This is a genomic window from Pseudomonas sp. NPDC087697 (assembly GCF_044743155.1).
Taxonomy (GTDB): Bacteria; Pseudomonadota; Gammaproteobacteria; order Pseudomonadales; family Pseudomonadaceae; genus Aquipseudomonas.
Map to the genome: position 1 here is coordinate 41,396 of NZ_JBIUVW010000044.1, position 17,442 is coordinate 58,837.

At 54.4% G+C, this 17,442-nt stretch carries 14 protein-coding genes and 3 pseudogenes; 9 read left to right on the forward strand and 8 right to left on the reverse strand.

Annotation, left to right across the window (positions count from 1 at the left end):
• Positions 1 to 1,375 precede the first annotated feature (1,375 nt).
• The 3 genes and pseudogenes from ACIPIN_RS23945 to ACIPIN_RS23955 all read left to right on the forward strand — a co-directional run bounded on the left by ACIPIN_RS23945 (position 1,376) and on the right by ACIPIN_RS23955 (position 3,327).
• Entirely contained in the window at positions 1,376 to 2,095 is a 720-nt protein-coding gene (locus tag ACIPIN_RS23945; protein WP_401123005.1) for a methyl-accepting chemotaxis protein, read from the forward strand.
• 143 nt (positions 2,096 to 2,238) lie between these two features.
• A pseudogene (locus ACIPIN_RS23950) lies at positions 2,239 to 2,368 on the forward strand (aconitase family protein); the annotation flags it as partial.
• Between the two features lie 56 nt (positions 2,369 to 2,424).
• Positions 2,425 to 3,327: a hypothetical protein gene (locus ACIPIN_RS23955; RefSeq protein WP_401122974.1), complete on the forward strand. Its 903-nt coding sequence runs from the start codon at positions 2,425 to 2,427 to the stop codon at positions 3,325 to 3,327.
• A 171-nt stretch (positions 3,328 to 3,498) separates the two neighbouring features.
• Here ACIPIN_RS23955 and ACIPIN_RS23960 read toward each other — a convergent pair whose 3' ends face one another.
• Complete coding sequence (locus ACIPIN_RS23960) at positions 3,499 to 4,035, reverse strand: hypothetical protein (protein ID WP_401122976.1); 537 nt, start codon at positions 4,033 to 4,035, stop codon at positions 3,499 to 3,501.
• 1,607 nt (positions 4,036 to 5,642) lie between these two features.
• Between ACIPIN_RS23960 and ACIPIN_RS23965 the strand changes: the two are divergent.
• Positions 5,643 to 6,710 (forward strand): annotated as a pseudogene (locus tag ACIPIN_RS23965) (DUF2157 domain-containing protein).
• Positions 6,710 to 7,525, forward strand: coding sequence for a DUF4824 family protein (locus ACIPIN_RS23970; protein WP_401122979.1), 816 nt, complete (start codon positions 6,710 to 6,712; stop codon positions 7,523 to 7,525). The pseudogene ACIPIN_RS23965 and the gene ACIPIN_RS23970 overlap by 1 nt, the downstream one beginning before the upstream one ends.
• A gap of 181 nt (positions 7,526 to 7,706) precedes the next feature.
• On the opposite strand, the gene ACIPIN_RS23975 is transcribed toward ACIPIN_RS23970, so the two are convergent.
• The 3 genes from ACIPIN_RS23975 to ACIPIN_RS23985 form a co-directional block, all read right to left on the reverse strand.
• Complete coding sequence (locus tag ACIPIN_RS23975) at positions 7,707 to 8,132, reverse strand: hypothetical protein (RefSeq protein WP_401122982.1); 426 nt, start codon at positions 8,130 to 8,132, stop codon at positions 7,707 to 7,709.
• A gap of 680 nt (positions 8,133 to 8,812) precedes the next feature.
• Positions 8,813 to 9,196: a hypothetical protein gene (locus ACIPIN_RS23980; RefSeq protein WP_401122984.1), complete on the reverse strand. Its 384-nt coding sequence runs from the start codon at positions 9,194 to 9,196 to the stop codon at positions 8,813 to 8,815.
• Positions 9,197 to 9,515: 319 nt separating this feature from the next.
• Positions 9,516 to 10,409, reverse strand: coding sequence for a LysR family transcriptional regulator (locus ACIPIN_RS23985; protein WP_401123007.1), 894 nt, complete (start codon positions 10,407 to 10,409; stop codon positions 9,516 to 9,518).
• A gap of 103 nt (positions 10,410 to 10,512) precedes the next feature.
• On the opposite strand from ACIPIN_RS23985, the gene ACIPIN_RS23990 reads away from it, so the two are divergent.
• Positions 10,513 to 11,175 carry an NADPH-dependent F420 reductase gene (locus tag ACIPIN_RS23990; RefSeq protein ID WP_401122987.1) on the forward strand — a complete coding sequence of 221 codons (663 nt, stop codon included), beginning with the start codon at positions 10,513 to 10,515 and terminating at the stop codon, positions 11,173 to 11,175.
• An 84-nt stretch (positions 11,176 to 11,259) separates the two neighbouring features.
• Here ACIPIN_RS23990 and ACIPIN_RS23995 read toward each other — a convergent pair whose 3' ends face one another.
• Entirely contained in the window at positions 11,260 to 12,174 is a 915-nt protein-coding gene (locus ACIPIN_RS23995) for a LysR family transcriptional regulator (protein WP_401122988.1), read from the reverse strand.
• Between the two features lie 237 nt (positions 12,175 to 12,411).
• Between ACIPIN_RS23995 and ACIPIN_RS24000 the strand changes: the two genes are divergently transcribed.
• The 3 genes from ACIPIN_RS24000 to ACIPIN_RS24010 are packed head-to-tail and all read left to right on the forward strand — an operon-like array spanning position 12,412 to position 15,271.
• Positions 12,412 to 13,587 carry a M20 aminoacylase family protein gene (locus ACIPIN_RS24000; RefSeq protein ID WP_401122990.1) on the forward strand — a complete coding sequence of 392 codons (1,176 nt, stop codon included), beginning with the start codon at positions 12,412 to 12,414 and terminating at the stop codon, positions 13,585 to 13,587.
• A 45-nt stretch (positions 13,588 to 13,632) separates the two neighbouring features.
• Positions 13,633 to 14,412: an ABC transporter substrate-binding protein gene (locus ACIPIN_RS24005; protein ID WP_401122993.1), complete on the forward strand. Its 780-nt coding sequence runs from the start codon at positions 13,633 to 13,635 to the stop codon at positions 14,410 to 14,412.
• A gap of 10 nt (positions 14,413 to 14,422) precedes the next feature.
• Positions 14,423 to 15,271 carry a phytanoyl-CoA dioxygenase family protein gene (locus ACIPIN_RS24010; protein WP_401122995.1) on the forward strand — a complete coding sequence of 283 codons (849 nt, stop codon included), beginning with the start codon at positions 14,423 to 14,425 and terminating at the stop codon, positions 15,269 to 15,271.
• A 94-nt stretch (positions 15,272 to 15,365) separates the two neighbouring features.
• On the opposite strand, the gene ACIPIN_RS24015 is transcribed toward ACIPIN_RS24010, so the two are convergent.
• The 3 genes and pseudogenes from ACIPIN_RS24015 to ACIPIN_RS24025 all read right to left on the reverse strand — a co-directional run bounded on the left by ACIPIN_RS24015 (position 15,366) and on the right by ACIPIN_RS24025 (position 17,166).
• Positions 15,366 to 15,989 carry a glutathione S-transferase family protein gene (locus ACIPIN_RS24015; protein WP_401122997.1) on the reverse strand — a complete coding sequence of 208 codons (624 nt, stop codon included), beginning with the start codon at positions 15,987 to 15,989 and terminating at the stop codon, positions 15,366 to 15,368.
• A gap of 146 nt (positions 15,990 to 16,135) precedes the next feature.
• Positions 16,136 to 16,255, reverse strand: a pseudogene (locus tag ACIPIN_RS24020) (SDR family NAD(P)-dependent oxidoreductase); the annotation flags it as partial.
• 50 nt (positions 16,256 to 16,305) lie between these two features.
• Entirely contained in the window at positions 16,306 to 17,166 is an 861-nt protein-coding gene (locus tag ACIPIN_RS24025; protein ID WP_401122999.1) for a CAP domain-containing protein, read from the reverse strand.
• Positions 17,167 to 17,442 lie beyond the last annotated feature (276 nt).

The window sequence follows — 17,442 nt, forward strand, 5'->3', positions numbered from 1 at the left end:
TGAAGCCATTGCGCAAACCCGTGCGCAGTTGCTACAAAATTGGACGCGCGAGCAATGGGAGCACCTCGCTGAACTGGCGGAAAATCTCGGTCGGAATTTTCCCCATATCGACAGCGCTTCACTGATGGACAAGCTCAGCCAGGCCGAAGATTTTTCCGAGCTGTTTGTCGTGGATGTCGACGGCGCCGTCATCGCCTCCACCTGGAGTGGACGCGGTAAACATCAGCTGGACAAACCCCGCGCCTTGGCCGAAGGGTTGAAGGCGCCGTTTCTTCACGGCCCTTACAGCGATCCATTGACCCTGCAGATCGGTCCATCGACTTCACGCTTTCACGATGAAGTCACGTTGATGTTCTATCAGCCTTTGAAGGCCGAGGGAAAAGTCCTTGGCTGCCTCTGCGGTCGCGTGCCAAACGATGTGTTGGGCGATCTTATCCAGCGCGAGGCCGGGCACATCTATGCCGAATCGGGCGACAATTATTTGTTCATGGCGCAATCACGCTTTGATCCCGCGATTGCGCCGGGAACCGCGTTGTCGCGTTCACGTTTCGAAGACGGTACGTTCAGCCATGGCGAAAACCTCAAAAGCGGCGTACACACGCCGTGGAAGACCGTGCAGATTCAGCGGCACACTGAATTGGAACTGCGCTTCACTGACCCGGCGACCCAGGAGCTACACCCGGGTGTACGCGAAACCATCCGTATGGGCTCCAATCTGTTCGTGACCTATCCCGGTTACTCGGACTACCGGCACATTCCGGTGGTTGGCAAGGGGGTTACGTTCCAGCTGCCAGGATCACCTGACCGCTGGGGCATGATGTGTGAGGCCGATCTGGAGGAGGTCTACCGCCGACGTTCACTCAGCCATGGCTTGATGAAGCCTTATCTGGCAATCATGGCCGGCCTCTTTGCCTGCAATTTCATGGTCCAGCATTACAGCGGCCTGGCACAGGGACTGATCGATACCCTCCAGGTGTCGAGCATGGTCTGCGCCACGCTGCTGTTCAGCCTGCTGGGGCCGAAACGGCTGGCGGCGAGGTTGAGCGAGATGACGTGTGTGATCAGGACCATCGCCGAGGGCGAGGGCAATCTTCGTCAGCGTCTGGACACCACGCGAATGGCCAACGATGAGACCGGTGACATGGGGCGCTGGATCAACAGCTTCATCGATAATCTGGACTCGGTTGTCGGGCAAGTGGTGAAGGCCAGTCGCACCGTCGGCGCCACCAATCAGATGATGTTGGGGCGCAGCCAGGAAGCCGGCGTCACCTCGGCCGAGGTGGCCGAAGCGGTGCATCGCATGATGATCATCGTTGAAGACCAATTGGGTGAGATCCAGCAAGCCTCTGCCAGCGCCGAGCAAATGAAGCAGGCGATGGACGAAGTCGTCACCCGTGCTCGCGAGCAGTTTCTCGCCGTGCAGGCAGGCACCCAGTCGATTAGGGATGTGGTCGAGCGCTCTTCTTCAAGCGTGCAGTTGCTCGACAGCCGCATGACACAAATCGGCAATATCACCGGCCTGATCAGTGATATCACCAACCAGACCAATCTGCTGGCACTCAATGCCGCCATCGAGGCCGCGCGGGCAGGCGAACATGGGCGAGGCTTTGCGGTGGTCGCCGATGAGGTACGCAGTCTCGCCTCACGCACCTCTCGGGCCGCCGACGACATTCGGCAGAGGGTCGAAGGCTTGCAGAACGAAACGCAAATCGCCGTCAGCTTCATGAAGGAGGGCGTCACGGATGTCGATAACAGCCTGCGCCTGGCCGAAGATGCCTCCTCGGAAAACGTGCAGTTGCATCAAGCGGTGGACAGTATGTTTGCGATTATCCAGCAGCTCAACAATCGCAGCCTCGACTACGGCAAGACGATCAAGCAGGTCGACCAGTCTTCCGCAGAAATGCGTCAGACGGTGGTGGTGTTGCAAGGCAGTGCCGAGACCGTGAGGCTCAATGCCAACAAACTGCAAAAACTGGTGGGGCAGTTTGAGGTGAGTAACGACACCGGACGGGTTACAGCTGCTTCAGAAGGCAGGCGAGGGCGGACAGATCATGACGGTAGCCCGCAACGATTACTCGTGCCTGAACCAGCCTGAATGAACCTTTCTCGACAGCATTCTCCCGTGGCTTCGATCTGATGCGTGAAGCGGCACTCTCGCTGACCTTGCGCCATTCGGGTCGATGCCGTGTTTGACTTGAAAGTCGAATTTGACGTCATGCTGATTCCGCTTCTGATCACCGCCTTGAACCGGGCGAGTGCTGCGCCTCGACGTCCAATCGCAATTTCGAAGGAGCCAAGGCCGCGGTGGACTCATTTGATGAGCCCAGTCATGGCAACAGCGGCAGCCATCGCAGAGAGCATGATTGAAGAGAGCTCGTCCGCACTTTCTAAAACGCACTCGCCAGCGTTGCTACCGCAAAACGGATGTCTGTTTTCTGGCCGATTGCTGTCTGTCACGACCGACTGAAATCGACCCAAAGCGGTCTGTCCGTTTTCTCCACATCGGACGCTCGGCGCGACCAGTTATCTGACTATCATGTGGATGCAATAGTATTTCTCAAACTGTGGGCTGCTAAGAAATCATATCCAGCCAATATCGGGGAAGACCAAATGAAATCCACGCCGAACATACTTCCCTGGAAAAATACCCCGTATGAGATGGAATGCAATCTTGCGATGGGTCATCTTCTTATGAACCTCCAGCCGCGATTGCAGGTCAATGGCCGTGTCCATGCTGAAACCTATATTGCGGCGATCGGGGCAATTGCGGGCTACGCTGCGCAGCGCACGCTGTTCGCCGAAACGCCGCCGGTTGTCGGGCACAACATTCATCGCATAGGCATGAAGTCTGGCGAACAATACTGGTTTGGCGATGCACTGAACAATATGCTCATACCCAAAGCGGAAGCCGATGGGAATCGCTGCCTTTGGTCATTGGCGGTCGGCGGCGCACTAGGTGCTGGTCTGCAGCCTCAGCAATTACCCAATCTCGATGCGATGTTTAAACACGTCGTGTCGACGATTGGCGGAGCAAATGAAGGTCGATCTTCAGTTCCTGCTCAGCATCAAGCTCACCTTGCGGCACTAGATCTGCTGAAACTAGTGTGGCCTTTAGCACTCACCTGTCTTTCAGGAAAATTTCCTGCTGCCAAGCTCGAAATTGGAGCCGCACCTGTCGCATGGTGGTCGGCCATCGCAGCACAAGCCTCGAATCGCCCTATCCAAGATGTGAAACAAGTGTTGCCCCCCGATATCGCTCTGACGTTACTTATGGAGTCCGCAATTTATTGCAGCAAACTAGACCAATCGAGTATCGAATCAACGTAGGACCGCTTGGGGCATGGGTAACAATGCTTGGGGCATATTGAAACTGTTGAGCACTTTTGGGCGTCGAACCAGCGGCTATTGTTTGCGATCTATGTAGGTCCGTCGACTGTCGGCTTTTGGCCGAACTCGGCCGACCGCATTGAGGGCACCTAGCGATAGAAAGGTTGAGCATCAGATACGGTCAAATTCTTCGATGCCGGTGACCTGCCCGTGAAGTCCAACCACTGTCCGTTTCCATGGCCCAGCACATGCGAATTTAGCCGCAATCTCAAAAATGAAAGAAACGACTTCGCCAGAGGTTGGCCACTCAGTACAAGGTATGGTCATTTCATCCACGAATCTTTGAGTCTCGGACAGAATTGTGGCCGTGACTATAACTGTTGGCTTAGTATGAAATGAAGACTTATCCAATTCCATTTTAGCCGCCCCAAGACAATCAAGAACGCCTAGAGCATCTTCACGGTAGTCGCCTTGTGGCGCAGACCGGCCACTAAGAACCATCGCGTAAGCAGCGATGGCACGTTTGGCATCATCGCCCAATACTCGTCGTTGGAGTAACGCCAGCTCCGAGAGGCTTTGGCAACCGGACGCAGGACCAAATATTTCGCGTTCATTCATTCTATGAGAATCCATATTTTCTTTTGCGGCGACCGGCAGGTTCTGGCCGATTTCTGCCTGTCGCGACTGACCGAAATCAACTGTGGTCATTCGCGGACGGCGGATATTGGTACCGATGAACCCTACTGGCTGTTAGCACTGGCAGGGCCGCTGCTGCTAGTCTGGCCATAAGGGTCATAGGTGTATTGCGTGGTGAGCACTCCGGTGCTGTCGGTGAGCGCTTGGGTTGAACCCAGCGCATCAACCAAGTTGCTGAAGGTGTTGCCACTGGTCTCGGTGCGACTAATATTTCATCAACACGGCTATTGAGCCAGTAGCACCTAATGCCCAGCGGGCAGATCAATGCACACTTGAGTCCTGCATAGGACACGTAAGACCTTCCCTAAATTTTGCGCCTACCCCATACGCTTCGGAAGAATTTGCAACCGGAGCGTCTTTGAAGTTCTTCAATCAGCAGAGATTCACAAGGCAAATTCGATCCAATGCTTATACGGGCGCCCGACCGAAGTATGACGACGAACGTAGCGTCTTTCCCCGTAGATACTCTCTCTAACTCATTGATCTCTGAATAGGAAACTTGTTTTCGACACTTAAGGCCGTAGCGAAGAAACTCATTTTCGAAGCGAATTCCATAGAACGAGCGCCAAAAGAAAATAAGCAATACAAGTGATCCACTCAACGACAAAACCCACGAATCATCTTTGTCCGAATGGCAATTCATTGCAGCAGCCATAATGCTAACGGCAGCCGCTATGACGCTGGCCATAACCGCTATCCATCGCGATGATTTCAATTCGCCCATCACTTTGAATAACTCGGCATTTTGATTCTCGGTTCGCGAATTCTTTAGAGAGCAATAGCTTAGAAGTAATGAGGCTCCCGTCAGACAAGCAATTGCTGTGTCATTTAATGTCACACTCCCTCCACTTGAAAAGATTGTCAACATCACATCAAATTCCTTGTAACTGATTGGCCACGCGGCAATCTACCAAATAACGTCCCTTGCGTTAAATTATTCCTTTTCTGGGTAGTCACACCATTGACAGCGAATATACTTCGCTGCGCGGGGCGGTGCAAATCGAAATGCCTTATTTTCGCACCTGGGGCAGCGCACATTTGAGAGTTTTATTAGTAGTATGAACGCAACGATTCCCCAGCCTATGTTAAGTGCAGTAAACACCCATCCAGGCGGTTCTCCCCAAAAAAAATCAATTGATGTTACAGTTATAAAATCAATCAAAAAGCCAATAGGGAGCCACAACCAGAACATTTTTCGGCGCCGACGTACATTTTTTAAAAGTGGGTTTCCATCGTAGGGTGTCATGTTCATTTAATCTCGGGTAGTAATACCGTGTCCGACAATAATAGACCTCAATGCCATCATTTTCCGGCCGGTGTACTCCTGGCAGCTAACACTGGTGGAGCTGATGCTGTTGGTCTGACCATAAGGGTCGTAGGTGTAATCGTGGTGAGCGCTCTGGTGAAGAGGTTGGCCTGTACCGTGGAGATGACGGCACCGGTCGATTGGCAGATGCTGGCCGATTTTTGCCTGCCACGACTGACCTGGATCGACCCTATATAGGAGACAGTCTGGATCGAGCTAAGTGGACATTCGACATATGATTGACTAGGTTGCAATGATGGCATCGGGTTTTCGAGCTACCAATCAAGCTTCCGCCTAAGAAATGGATGTCTCTATGATCGCATTCACGCAAACAGACGCACAGCAGCGGGCAGACGAGATCAGGGCATTCAAGCAAGAGCTGGAACGGCTTGAGCAGAATGGTGTTCTCGCGCTTTCAGAAGAGCAGCGGGACTCGGTGTCATGCCATCATCGTGACTTGCTGGACAGCTACACTCGCACGTTCGACATCGATCGAACCGCTACCTCTCGGCAACTCTCGATCGGCATGCGTGTGGCCTCGTTTCTGGGGGCGCTGGCTTTGGCTGCAAGCATTTTCTTCCTCTTCTACAAATTCTGGGGAATGCTCTCTACACCGGTGCAGATTACGACTCTGTTATTGGCTCCGCTTGGTACTTTTCTTGGAACGATGTGGATACAAAGTTACGACGCTACCGGTGATTTCACAAAACTGGTGGCCATGGTGACATTCGCCTGTTTCGTTCTCGACATTACGATGCTTGGGCAAATCTTCAATATCACTTCATCTGACAACGTATTGATTGCCTAGGGGGCTCTCGCGCTACTCCTGGCGTATACATGTAAGTTACGTTTGCTGCTTGCGGCCGGCACCCTTTGTCTTGTTGGCTTCATCGCTGCGCGTACCGGGACGTGGGGCGGCATGTATTGGCTCGATTTTGGCGAGCGGCCAGAAAATTTTTTTCCTGCCGCAATTCTTCTCTTTCTTGCGGCACTACTTGTGCCACACCGGAACTTTGCCGGATTTGCTGTGATATATCGAGTCTTCTCTCTTTTGACATTGTTTCTACCTATGCTGGTATTGGCCAACTGGGGGGAAGGCAGTTATTTTGAAACCGATCCAGTACTCATCAAGCATAGCTATCAGGTCGCAGGCTTCCTTTTTAGTAGTGGCGCAATTTGGCTCGGCATACGCAATTATTGGTCGGAGGTAGTGAACACCGGTGTGACGTTTTTCGTGATCTTCCTGTACACCAAGTTTTACGATTGGTGGTGGGAGTCCATGCCGAAATATTTATTCTTCTTCGTGCTCAGTCTTACCGCTTTGCTGATGCTCGTTGTTCTCAAACGGTTGAGGATGATGCAACCCGGGGAGGCGAAATAATGAACTGGACGCGTCGACACTCTTTGATCGCCGGAGTAGGATTGATTTTGATCACGAATGTGATCGTGTTGCTGGGCGCTATATACAACAAAAGTGGAACGCCCGATAGTGTGCTTAAGTTGTCGCAGCGCGAGTTACAAGTTCCCTACGGTGGAAGGGAAGGCACTGACAATAGTGGAATATCGTTAAGGCTGCTATTGAGGTCTACGGGGCCGTTTGATGTGGGGTTTCCCGGCGAGGAGGGTAGCGCAGCATGGTTTGACACAGCAAAGCTTACCGAATTGGGATTCAATGTCTCAGCGCCGATCGATACAGAGCAAGACCGCTCTTACTATCGTAAACAACGTTCCAGGCAGGTATTTTTGGTCTTGGAGTTTAACGGCCGAGCGTATCAACAGGCGGTTGAGCTTGCCAAGAAAGTGGAGCCGGACGAATTAAAGAAAAAACAGCCTACAACGCTGGCAAAAGAGCAGAATACGAGCAGTCGATTATTTATTGTCGATGCTGGCGTGAACCGCGAAATCCTGCGTGCGAAGTACCCGGATACGACTCAATACAGCATTGTCCGCGGCCAGATCCAACTGATGGTGATCTACCGTAAAAATAAGCAGGCAATGCTTACAGGCTATGTAAATAAGATTGATGCTGAGAACATCAATGTGCCTTTTGCGTTTAGATCTGTATTTGAGCCGATGCAGCGAACCGTTCAAAAAAGCAGTTATTCCGCCGAGAATGACGGGCGGCCTCCATTTGAGGCAGCGATTGCTTTTGGTAAACGACTTGAGCCATGGATTGTGACGGTATCGACAAAATGAACTCAATAATAATGGCAACCGTGGCGTCAATTTACTGATCGACGGATGGCTGCTAACAGACTAGCCCTCCACTGACTGGTTGTGGCCGATTGTTGCCTGTCGCGATGGGCCGAAATCGACTGTGGATTCAACCGCATCATGCAGCCATCCAGTTACAGGTGCGAACGCTTTAGGCGTTTTCTCAGGAAAATTCAATTTCAGATGAGGTCAGTCGCGCAAATGGATCTCCAGATCCAAACACCCAACCTTCAGGCATTGTCGTTTTCCAGCCACGCTGTTTATCCATCCGATCTTTTTCTTCTTCTGAAATAAGAACAATCGCAAGATGCCTCTCAATCATTTTTGCCACATCTTCGATCATCTTGCCTTCTTGATACATTTTTATGCTTTGGTCACGAATGAGGACACATGGCACAACGTGCTCTCTATAATTCCCTCCGCTCGATGACTTCCCACATATTAGCCACTCATCAGGAATTACGTGTTCAAAAATCCGGGTGCTGCCAACCCTACCTTCCTCCCAATGATCACGAAAAATTTCCGCAAGTCTTTTTATGGCTCTCTGCTTCTTTTCTAGTTGCGTATGCAAAGTCATGTTGGTTGCCATTTTTGCTCCTGGCGCGCGGCTTATTCGTTTTATTTATGCCTGCAAACTCTGGGGCGGTTCAGAGTGCGTAAACCGCAAAGTCCTCTCTCATAGTGGGTGCCGACCCAAGGTACAAAACCGACCGTACTTTTGTTCATTGTCTTCCTTAGTCGTGGTTTACTCAATCCAGCCCCGATGGTATCGAAGATACTTGAGCGATTTATTCTCTTTGAGCTGGTGTCATGTTGGGTGTGATCACGCCTGATTCTACTCGGTCTGACTGACTGCTCCTGGCCGATTTTTGCCGGTCGCGACTGACCGAAATCGACCGATTCTGTTGAAAAAGTCGGCTTCGGTTTCCACGGCAGAAAAGTGCGCATCTGAGATTGAAATCTGTGTTTTGCGCAGAAGGTTCAGGGCTCAGATTTGACGTGGCAGCGCGCAAAAAAGCGTTTTCGCCGCTCAATGCATGGCTAGCCAGGCCGGGTCGACTTTTTCAACACAATCGACCCATTGCGGACGGTCAGACTTCACTTGGGAAGCGCTGAACAAATATCCGATTCATGCCTCGTCGACGTTTTCAGCCTGATTTCTACAACCTGGTGGGCGAGCACTGCTATTGCGGGCCGGTTTGAGTCCCGGTTTCGCAGGTTGGCGGAGCAGCGCCCGTGTTGCAGGCGGATTGATCCCGTGGCTTTGCACTAGCGACGATAGTAGCGGTGATCGTCCTCGTAGCGGTGCCGCATCGCCCGATCATGGTGGCGCTCCCAATCACGATGGCGTTCGGCTTCTCGGCGGGCTTGCTCTCTACGCCAGTCGTCTCGGCGCCAATCGTCTCTACGATCGTGCCAACGGTCGTCATGCCAGTATCGGTCGTCATGGGCAAGCAACGGCCCTGGCTGCTTGCCGGCCATACTGGCCAAGGTCGGCCAAGGGTTGCCGGCAGCCTGGATCGGAGCCTGAACGGCTGCGACTTCAGTTGCGAAAACAGGGGTTGAGGTCATCATCTGTGTTGCTGATGCCGAGCCCACTGCCGCGAACGCGAACAGGCCGAAGAGCACCATCCGTGGGTCATGGAATTTCATGAGTGAAGACAACCTCTGATTGACAATTGGACGTGTGGCCATCTGGCTGCGGGAAACCTGCGGGTTCGCGCTTACCGATCGGATGTGCCTATTCACATAGACCGATAAATAGGGAAAAGTTCTAGGAAGCCGCTGCTTAAATAGCCAACGGCCTCAGTGTTCGGCACCTTTGAGGTTTGCTATCTCGATGTCCACTTCTGGCCGATGACCGCCCTTCACGAGAGGCAGAAATCGGCCAAAAGCAGCCAGTCAATGAAGCAGTAGCCTGCGACCGAGATCAATCACAGGTCAATGCGGCTTAGACAACTCAAAAGCCTGCTCAAAGCGCACCAAAGCGGGCGAGCGCAGCATCGATAAATCGTCGGAGTTTGGCTGTTCTCTGACGATTTGCCGTGTAGAGCAAATGCATTTGCCGGCTCGGAGCTTCGAAATCAGCTAACAGTCGCACCAACTTGCCGCTTCGCAGCGCTGGCTCAAGAAAGTCTTCGGGTCCAAGGACAATTCCAAACCCGTCAAGCGCTGCTGACAGCAGTGCTTTGCTCTCGTTGACCTGCAAACGACTGGCGACTTGTACCTTATGAACTGCGGAGCCTTTGCAGAACTGCCATTCGCGGTCGGCCGGGCGGGACCAATAGGCATATCCTAAACATTCATGGTTCTCGAGATCATCCGGTGTTTGTGGCGTTCCGCGCTCAGTCAGATAGTTCGGTGCTGCGCAGGCCACCAACCGATAAGGCGCCAACGGCCTGGCTGTCAAACTGGAGCTTGCCAAGGGGCCGATCCGAAAAGCCACTTCATAACCCTCCTCCACTAGATCGACGAAGCGGTCCGTCAAATGTAGATCGATTTCTACCTCAGGGTGGTGCCGCAAAAAATCCGTCACAAATGGCATGAGGCTATAGGAACCGAAGGTCACGGGAGCACTGATTTTCAGTTTGCCACGAGGGGTGTCGTTCATGATCTGCGCAAGGGAGTCGGCCGCCTGGGCTTCGCTCAAAATATGCTTACAGCGTTCATAGTAAGCACTCCCCAGTTCAGTCAGGCTCTGCCGCCGGGTCGTACGGTTCAGTAGCCTCGCCCCTAGCCGGTGCTCAAGAGCGGCAACATGTTTGGCCACCATCTGCGGCGACATGCCCAATCGCTCTGCGGCGCTGGCATAAGAGCCTGATTCCGCAGCCATCACAAAAGCGCCCATGCTCGTCAGGCGATCCATCATTCAACACTCCTGGTAACAATACTAAGTCTCAGATGGTTATTTATCTCCCATTGATTGCCAATCATCATAGCCTCTTCCTACCACCCAGCGGAGCAAGGACATGCGTATAGGCATTATTGGGGCAGGGTTCATCGGGCGTGCAGTGGCGCAATTGGTTATAGCTGCGGGACACGAGGCGATGCTTAGCAACTCACGCGGCCCAAAGACGATGAGCAGCGTGCTCAGTGATATTCCCACCAGTAAGGTCGGCACCATAGAGGAGGCTGCACAATTTGGCGAAGTGGTTCTCGTGGCAATCCCCTTGGAGCATTACCGAAGCGTGCCTGCCAAGTGGCTAGAGGGCAAAACCGTTCTGGATGCCAACAACTACTACCCGGCACGAGACGGCCACATTTCCGCCCTGGACCGATTCGAAACCACCACCAGCCGCCTGCTCGCCGAGCATCTGCCGCACTCCAAAGTGGTCAAGGTTTTTAACGCAATCCTCGCTCAAGACCTGGTGCAAGACTCACGCCCGAAAGCTGCGCCCGACCGACGCGCACTTCCGATTGCTGCTGATGATCCGGTCGCGAAAGCCCTGGTTATCACGTTGCTGGACGAGATTGGATTCGACGCTGTTGATGCTGGCAGCCTTGATGAAAGCTGGCGATTCGAACGGGCTAAACCCGCCTACTGCATCCCACTGGATAAAGAGGGGCTGAAGGTTGCCTTGGCTGCGGCCCAACGGCAGGTCGAATTGCCCGAGGGATCGTGGCGCCGCTGAATAGCCCGCAACCCACTGGATCGAGAGAAGACTTGGAGCTGACTATGAAACCAGGGACCATTCACTCAGTTTCGATAACAGTGCTCAGACAAGTAGATCGACGGTCTGCAACATACGCCGATAAGGCGAGTCGGGATGCCCCATCTCGAAGTGAATGGTTTCGATCAGACACTCCAGAAACCGCTCGGCCGCCGGCCGCAGGGGCTGCCCGCTTCGGCTGATGACGCCCACCGAAGCACTGCTGACCGGCTCGCGCAGCGGCAAGGTGCACAAGCCTTCTCTCTGAGCGCAAATTTCCACCAGCGGCCATGGAAAGATGCTCAACATGTCGGTTTCACGCAGCAAGCTCAAGATGATCGACAGCGAATGGGCGAAATGCACATGCCCCTGCGTCGTAATCGTCCCGTCTTGCTGCGAGGCCAGAATCCAGTCGGCCGACGCCAGTTCCACTATGGCTCGACAGTTCGACAAAGGATGTTGCTGACGCGCCACCACCGCACAATCGGCCGTGAACAGGGGTAGATAGGTCAGGTCGGCGCTGGAGCACTGGCTATCAAGCCGTCCGATAAAAAGATCGACGCTCGCATCCCGCAGCCGCGGACAAGCGACGGACGAAAGACCTTCATGCAGCTCAAGTTGCACTTTTGGAAATAGCTGGCGAAAACGCACGACTGCCTTGGGCATGAGCGTCATCGCCAACCAAGGTGTGACGGCTACCGACAAGCGTCCAGCCAGTTCCCCGTTGCAATCAACCAACACCTGACGGGCACTGACCATCTGTGCCACCAGCAAGCGTGACTGAATCAACAGTTTCTTGCCGAGTTCGGTAAACACAATCCCGGAGGAGTTGCGGATCAGCAATTGTGTTGCTGTGTCTGCCTCCAGTTTCTGTATCGCTTTGGTGACGGCGGCCGGCGAGGTATCAAGCCGTTTTGCGGCGCCGCGAATGCTGCCTGCGTCGGCCACCGCCACCAGTGCATTGAGTTGATAGAACTTCATAGTGTCCGCCGGTGTTAACCCTGGGTTGCCTTGTTCACTTTCGATTGCCTATTGGCCTTTCCCTTGGCCCTCTAAGCTCAAACCAACGCCGCCTGGGCTTCCAGCATTATCAAAAGACCGTATCAGAAAAAGCGTAGGCATTTTGATGAAACGTATGATGCCGTGAGCCATAGCGTTGGATGTGGCCGCGGCGACAGATCTGTTTCTCCTCCTGGTCACAAAGGAAAAACGCTGCCAATGACACAGTTCATGACGCTACTAAAAGAGATCGAGCATGAAATGCGCGAACTCCGCCAGCATATCCATGCCAACCCTGAACTCGGTTATCAGGAGGTCGAGACTAGCAAACTGGTATCCGAGCGATTAACCAAATGGGGGTATGAAGTGACGCATGGCTACGCCGAAACCGCGGTCATCGCCACGCTGAAAAAAGGCACCAGCCCCCGCGTGCTCGGCATAAGGGCTGATATGGACGCACTGCCCATTCTAGAGAAAACCGGGCTCCCCTATGCAAGCCGGATACCCGGCAAAATGCATGCGTGTGGCCATGACGGACATACGGTCATGCTCCTCGCCGCTGCGTACGCCCTTGCCCATGGTCACCCGTTCGATGGCACCGTACACCTGATTTTCCAACCCGCTGAAGAAGGCCTGGCCGGCGCCCGAAGAATGATTCAGGAAGGTGTACTACAACAGTTCCCCTGCGATGCGGTGTTCGCCGCACACAACATGCCTGGCTACCCTGTCGGAAAACTCGGATTCCGGGTCGGCCCCTTCATGGCCTCCGCCGACCAGGTCAATGTCACGATTCACGGAAAAGGTGGTCACGGCGCGATGCCGCATCTGAGTGTCGACCCTGTGGTGGTCTGCGCAAGCATCATCATGGCCTTGCAGACCATCGTCTCGCGTAACGTTTCACCTCAGGACATGAGCGTTATCACCGTCGGGGCCATTAACGCAGGCAAGGCGTCCAATGTGATCCCGGACAGCGCGCACATGCTGATGTCGGTCCGTTCACTGAACAACGCCGTCCGAGACCGCTTGGAGAGCCAGATAAAACGCCTCATTCACGCCCAGGCGGAGGCATTCGGCGCTACCGCCGACATTGACTACAGTGCCGACTACCCCTTGCTGGTGAATGACGAAGAAATGACCCGGTTCGCCAGTCAGGTGGCCACCGACTGGCTCGGTGAAGACGAGGTCATGAGAGACATCGTACCCTTCAATGGCAGCGAAGATTTCGCCTATTTCCTGCAGCAATGCCCTGGCTGTTACCTGATCATCGGCAATGGCGACGGTGAACAGAGCTGCATGGCTCACGACCCACGCTACGACTTCAATGACGACATCCTGATTCGTGGCGCTGGCTATTGGGTCAAGTTGACCGAGGCCTTTTTACCGCTTAACGCTTGAACAAAGACCTGCAAACCGTGAAAACCAATAAAAAATGAGGTCATCATGCAGCTACGCAAACTTCAATACACCGTCATGCTGTTCGGGCTGATCATCACCCCGATATCGCAGGCGGAACCGGTGATCAAATTCGGCGTCGACCCTAGCTATCCACCGTTCGAGCAAAAGCAGCCAGACGGCTCATTGAGTGGTTTTGATATCGATCTGGGCAACGCCCTGTGTGCCAAGTTGCGTGTCAGGTGCATTTGGGTCGAGCAGAGTTTCGACGGCATGGTCCCGGCGTTAAAAGCGAAGAAATTCGACGCCATTCTGTCTGCATTCAGCGCCACCGAGGCACGTCGCCAGCAGGTCGATTTCAGCGATAAGCTCTACACCGCTCCATCATCTCTCGTCGCCAGGAAAAACGCCGGATTGCTGCCGACGGCAGCGTCATTGAAAGGGAAGTCCGTGGGGGTTGTTCAAGGGTCACTGCAAGAAAGCTTTGCCAAATCGGAATGGGGCAGCAAAGGAATCGAGATCCTTTCCTACCAAACCCAGGACCAAGTGTTTTCAGACCTCATCAACGGGCGCCTGGATGCTTCGTTCCAAGCCTCGGTACAGGCAGATATCGGATTGCTGCAAAAGACTCAAGGTCAAGGATTTGCCTTCGCGGGCGACCCCATCACCGACAAACGCATCATTGGCGATGGCGTCGCAATCGGTGTCAGAAAGAACGAGCCTGATATCAGAGAACAACTGAACACAGCCATTGCCGGCGTTCGTCAATCAGGCCAATACGACCAGATTGCGAAGAAGTATTTCAACTTCGATATTTACGGCGAGTGAGGCAATCCCCATGAACGAAATGACACAATGCGGTGAGTCTCGTCTTGCCGTCCCCGTCAGTGACGAGACTGTGCGCGCCTTCCAGACTCAGGGCGCGGTGTGCATCCGCAATGCGTTTTCTGCGCAGCAAATCAGCGAACTGACCCAAGGCATCGAATTGAACCTTGTCCATCCCAGCCCTCGCGCAAAAGTGGCGAGCAGTGCCACCGACCCGGGATGGTTCTTCGAGGATTTCTGTAACTGGCAAGAGAATGCGCACTATCGCAACCTCATTTTCAACTCCGCCATCGCGCCTATCGCTGCCGCCCTGTTGAACAGCCAACGGGTGCGCCTGCACCATGACCACTTGCTCGTAAAGGAGCCCCATACGCGCCAACGCACCCCTTGGCATCAGGACCAGCCTTACTACAACATCAGTGGCTCGGACACGGTGAGTTTCTGGATTCCCGTCGATCCAGTGCCCAGGGAATCGACCCTCGAGTTTATCGCGGGCTCACACAAGGGACCCTGGTTGATGCCTCGGTCTTTCATGGACAGTCAGGCCAAATGGTTTTCCGAGGGAACCCTGGACGAACTACCGGACATAGAAAGCCATCGCGAGGACTTTCCCATCCTGGGATGGGCTTTGTCGCCGGGGGACATGGTGTGTTTTAACATGTTGACCTTGCATGCCTCTGCCGGGGTGGGAGGGCAAAACCGCCGTCGCGCGTTTTCAGTGAGGGTCATAGGCGACGACGTGCGGCATGCTCCCAGACCCTGGGCCACCTCACCTGATTTTCCTGGGCTTCGGGATACTCTGGCACCCGATGTTCCTATGGAACACGAGCTGTTTCCGACACTTTGGCATCGCGGGATTTGAATGTCCGAGCGTTGCTGTCCGACCCATAGCGGTCATCCGTTATGAGTCGAAATGGCTCTGCATGCTCCGCGAAACAGAATGCCCAGACGAACTATCACGGAGTCCCGTTTCTTCCGTGCAGGAGGTAGCCAGGTCGACGACTCAACCGTTCGTAATAGGCACTCACGGCAGGAAAATCCGGATGATCGAGCGGTGTTTCAAACCATCGATTAACCGATAGACCTATCGGAATGTCTGAGAGAGAAAACTCGTCACCGCTGACGTAAGCCCCTGTTGATTCGAGCTGTCGATTGAGGATTTCCATGTGCCTCGACCATTGACCGCAAGCGGCGGCCAACGATTTGCCGTCTTGATGCTCAGGTGACTGCCTGACCAATGACATGAAGGCATAAGTCCACGATTTGTTGAGGTCCGACGCTTGCCAATCCATCCATTGGTCCACCCGTGCCCTTGCTCTCGGTTGATCCGGGTAGAGATGAGCTCCGTTGTAGCGGGACGCCAGGTACCGAATGATCGAATTTGATTCCCATAGCACCAAGTCGTCGTCCTGAATCACCGGCACCATTGCGTTGGGATTCAGCGAAATGAATTCAGGCGTGTGCGTCGACTTGAAGCCAGAACCCCAATCTTCCCGCTCGAAGGGTATTTCGATCTCGGCGCATGCCCAGAGTACCTTCCGTACATTGATCGACGATGCTTTACCCAATATGCGCAGCATTCCATGTCCTTATAGTTCGGGGCTGTTGACCTGAATAAGTCCTGCGTTTTTTGTCATTCCAGGGGGAAGTTAAGCGAATCGGGCTCCCTGGTTCAAGGGCTGCTTCTGGCCGATTACTGCCTGTCGCGACCGGCTGAATACGTCAGACTGGTGATGCTGACGACATGGCCGCTGCCTTGTTTTTCCATCTCGGCGATGGCGAGTTGGGTGATGTAGAAGAAACCATTCAGGTTCACCGACAGCACAGCAGCGTAGTCTTCGTGGGTAGGCTTTGGATCTTGACGCAGGACCGGCTAACGGGTGTCCCCCCATTTCCTCATTTCGCGCCGAACAGCATCGTCCAATAGACGCCGTTGTCGCTACGCGAGTTCGCGGCATAGGCCGCGCCAACCTGGGTAAACATCGGGTTCATCAGATTGGCGCAATGCCCGGGGCTGGCCAGCCAGCCTTCCATAGCCTTGCCCGGCGAACGCTGCCCGGCGGCGATGTTCTCTCCGATCTGCCGGCCACCGTAGCCGGCGGCCTTCGCTCGGTCCCACGGCATATCACCGTTGGGGTCCTGGTGCGCGAAGTAATTGTCGTTGGCCATTGCCCGGCTGTGCCCCTGCGCCGCTGTCCCCAGGGCGGCATTCCAGGTCAGCGGCGGTGCAGCGGCGAAGCGCTGACGACCACACAGGCGCGGTTTCGCCCGTGCCGCGTTGACTTGTGCCAGCAACGTCTTGCCCGCCGCTCGCGGGTCGTCCAGATGCCCATCGAGCAAGGGCCGCGCCAGCACCACCTGCCATTCACTCTCGTCGCGATGCACGCCAATATCGGCGAACTGGGTATCGAGCAGGGCCCCACAGTAGCGGCTCTGGAGCATGTCAAAGGCCTCCTCGGCATCTTCAGCGCCGACCAGACGGATAGTCCGCACAGACACCGCCTGATAGCCGGAATCCTTCAACGTCTCCCGCGTAACGCCTCCATAGCCGATCGGCAAGGCCAGGTTCGACTTCAGAGCCAGCGGCGTCAAGGCTTGGACCGTGCGCCCCGCGCAGCGCTGCGGTTGGGCGCGGTAGTCGTTGATGTCCTCCACCAGTTGCCTTTCCCCGCCGGCATGGGCGGGACTGGCGAACAGGGGGAGCAAAGGAATAAGGCAGAGCGAGAAAACGCAGGAGGAGCGAACGGTCTGGCGCATGAGGCGGGCAGCTCTGATGGGATGACGACGGTAATGGCGATAGTGGGCTGAGGAATGACCGCAGAGCGTTTCGCTGTATTGGCTCGCAAATGGATTCCAAGGCTGGGCTAAGACTGTGGGCCTCAACACAAGTTTCACGAGCGAAGGGGGGAATTTATTGTTGGAGTCGTGTGTCCGCTCCTGGCCCAGAGTGTGTAAAAACGCTGGATGAGGCTTTCACCTTCAAATCCAGGGCCTTTCTCACGCTTTGGCGCCCACGCACGGTCAGGATGCCCT

Excerpts from the sequence above, each read along its gene's own strand:
- ACIPIN_RS23945 (WP_401123005.1), top strand. The coding sequence starts at position 1,376 with ATGGACGAAGTCGTCACCCGTGCTCGCGAGCAGTTTCTCGCCGTGCAG.
- ACIPIN_RS23955 (WP_401122974.1), top strand. The coding sequence starts at position 2,425 with ATGTCTGTTTTCTGGCCGATTGCTGTCTGTCACGACCGACTGAAATCG.
- ACIPIN_RS23960 (WP_401122976.1), bottom strand. The coding sequence starts at position 4,035 with ATGACCACAGTTGATTTCGGTCAGTCGCGACAGGCAGAAATCGGCCAG.
- ACIPIN_RS23970 (WP_401122979.1), top strand. The coding sequence starts at position 6,710 with ATGAACTGGACGCGTCGACACTCTTTGATCGCCGGAGTAGGATTGATT.
- ACIPIN_RS23975 (WP_401122982.1), bottom strand. The coding sequence starts at position 8,132 with ATGGCAACCAACATGACTTTGCATACGCAACTAGAAAAGAAGCAGAGA.
- ACIPIN_RS23980 (WP_401122984.1), bottom strand. The coding sequence starts at position 9,196 with ATGAAATTCCATGACCCACGGATGGTGCTCTTCGGCCTGTTCGCGTTC.
- ACIPIN_RS23985 (WP_401123007.1), bottom strand. The coding sequence starts at position 10,409 with ATGGATCGCCTGACGAGCATGGGCGCTTTTGTGATGGCTGCGGAATCA.
- ACIPIN_RS23990 (WP_401122987.1), top strand. The coding sequence starts at position 10,513 with ATGCGTATAGGCATTATTGGGGCAGGGTTCATCGGGCGTGCAGTGGCG.
- ACIPIN_RS23995 (WP_401122988.1), bottom strand. The coding sequence starts at position 12,174 with ATGAAGTTCTATCAACTCAATGCACTGGTGGCGGTGGCCGACGCAGGC.
- ACIPIN_RS24000 (WP_401122990.1), top strand. The coding sequence starts at position 12,412 with ATGACACAGTTCATGACGCTACTAAAAGAGATCGAGCATGAAATGCGC.
- ACIPIN_RS24005 (WP_401122993.1), top strand. The coding sequence starts at position 13,633 with ATGCAGCTACGCAAACTTCAATACACCGTCATGCTGTTCGGGCTGATC.
- ACIPIN_RS24010 (WP_401122995.1), top strand. The coding sequence starts at position 14,423 with ATGAACGAAATGACACAATGCGGTGAGTCTCGTCTTGCCGTCCCCGTC.
- ACIPIN_RS24015 (WP_401122997.1), bottom strand. The coding sequence starts at position 15,989 with ATGCTGCGCATATTGGGTAAAGCATCGTCGATCAATGTACGGAAGGTA.
- ACIPIN_RS24025 (WP_401122999.1), bottom strand. The coding sequence starts at position 17,166 with ATGCGCCAGACCGTTCGCTCCTCCTGCGTTTTCTCGCTCTGCCTTATT.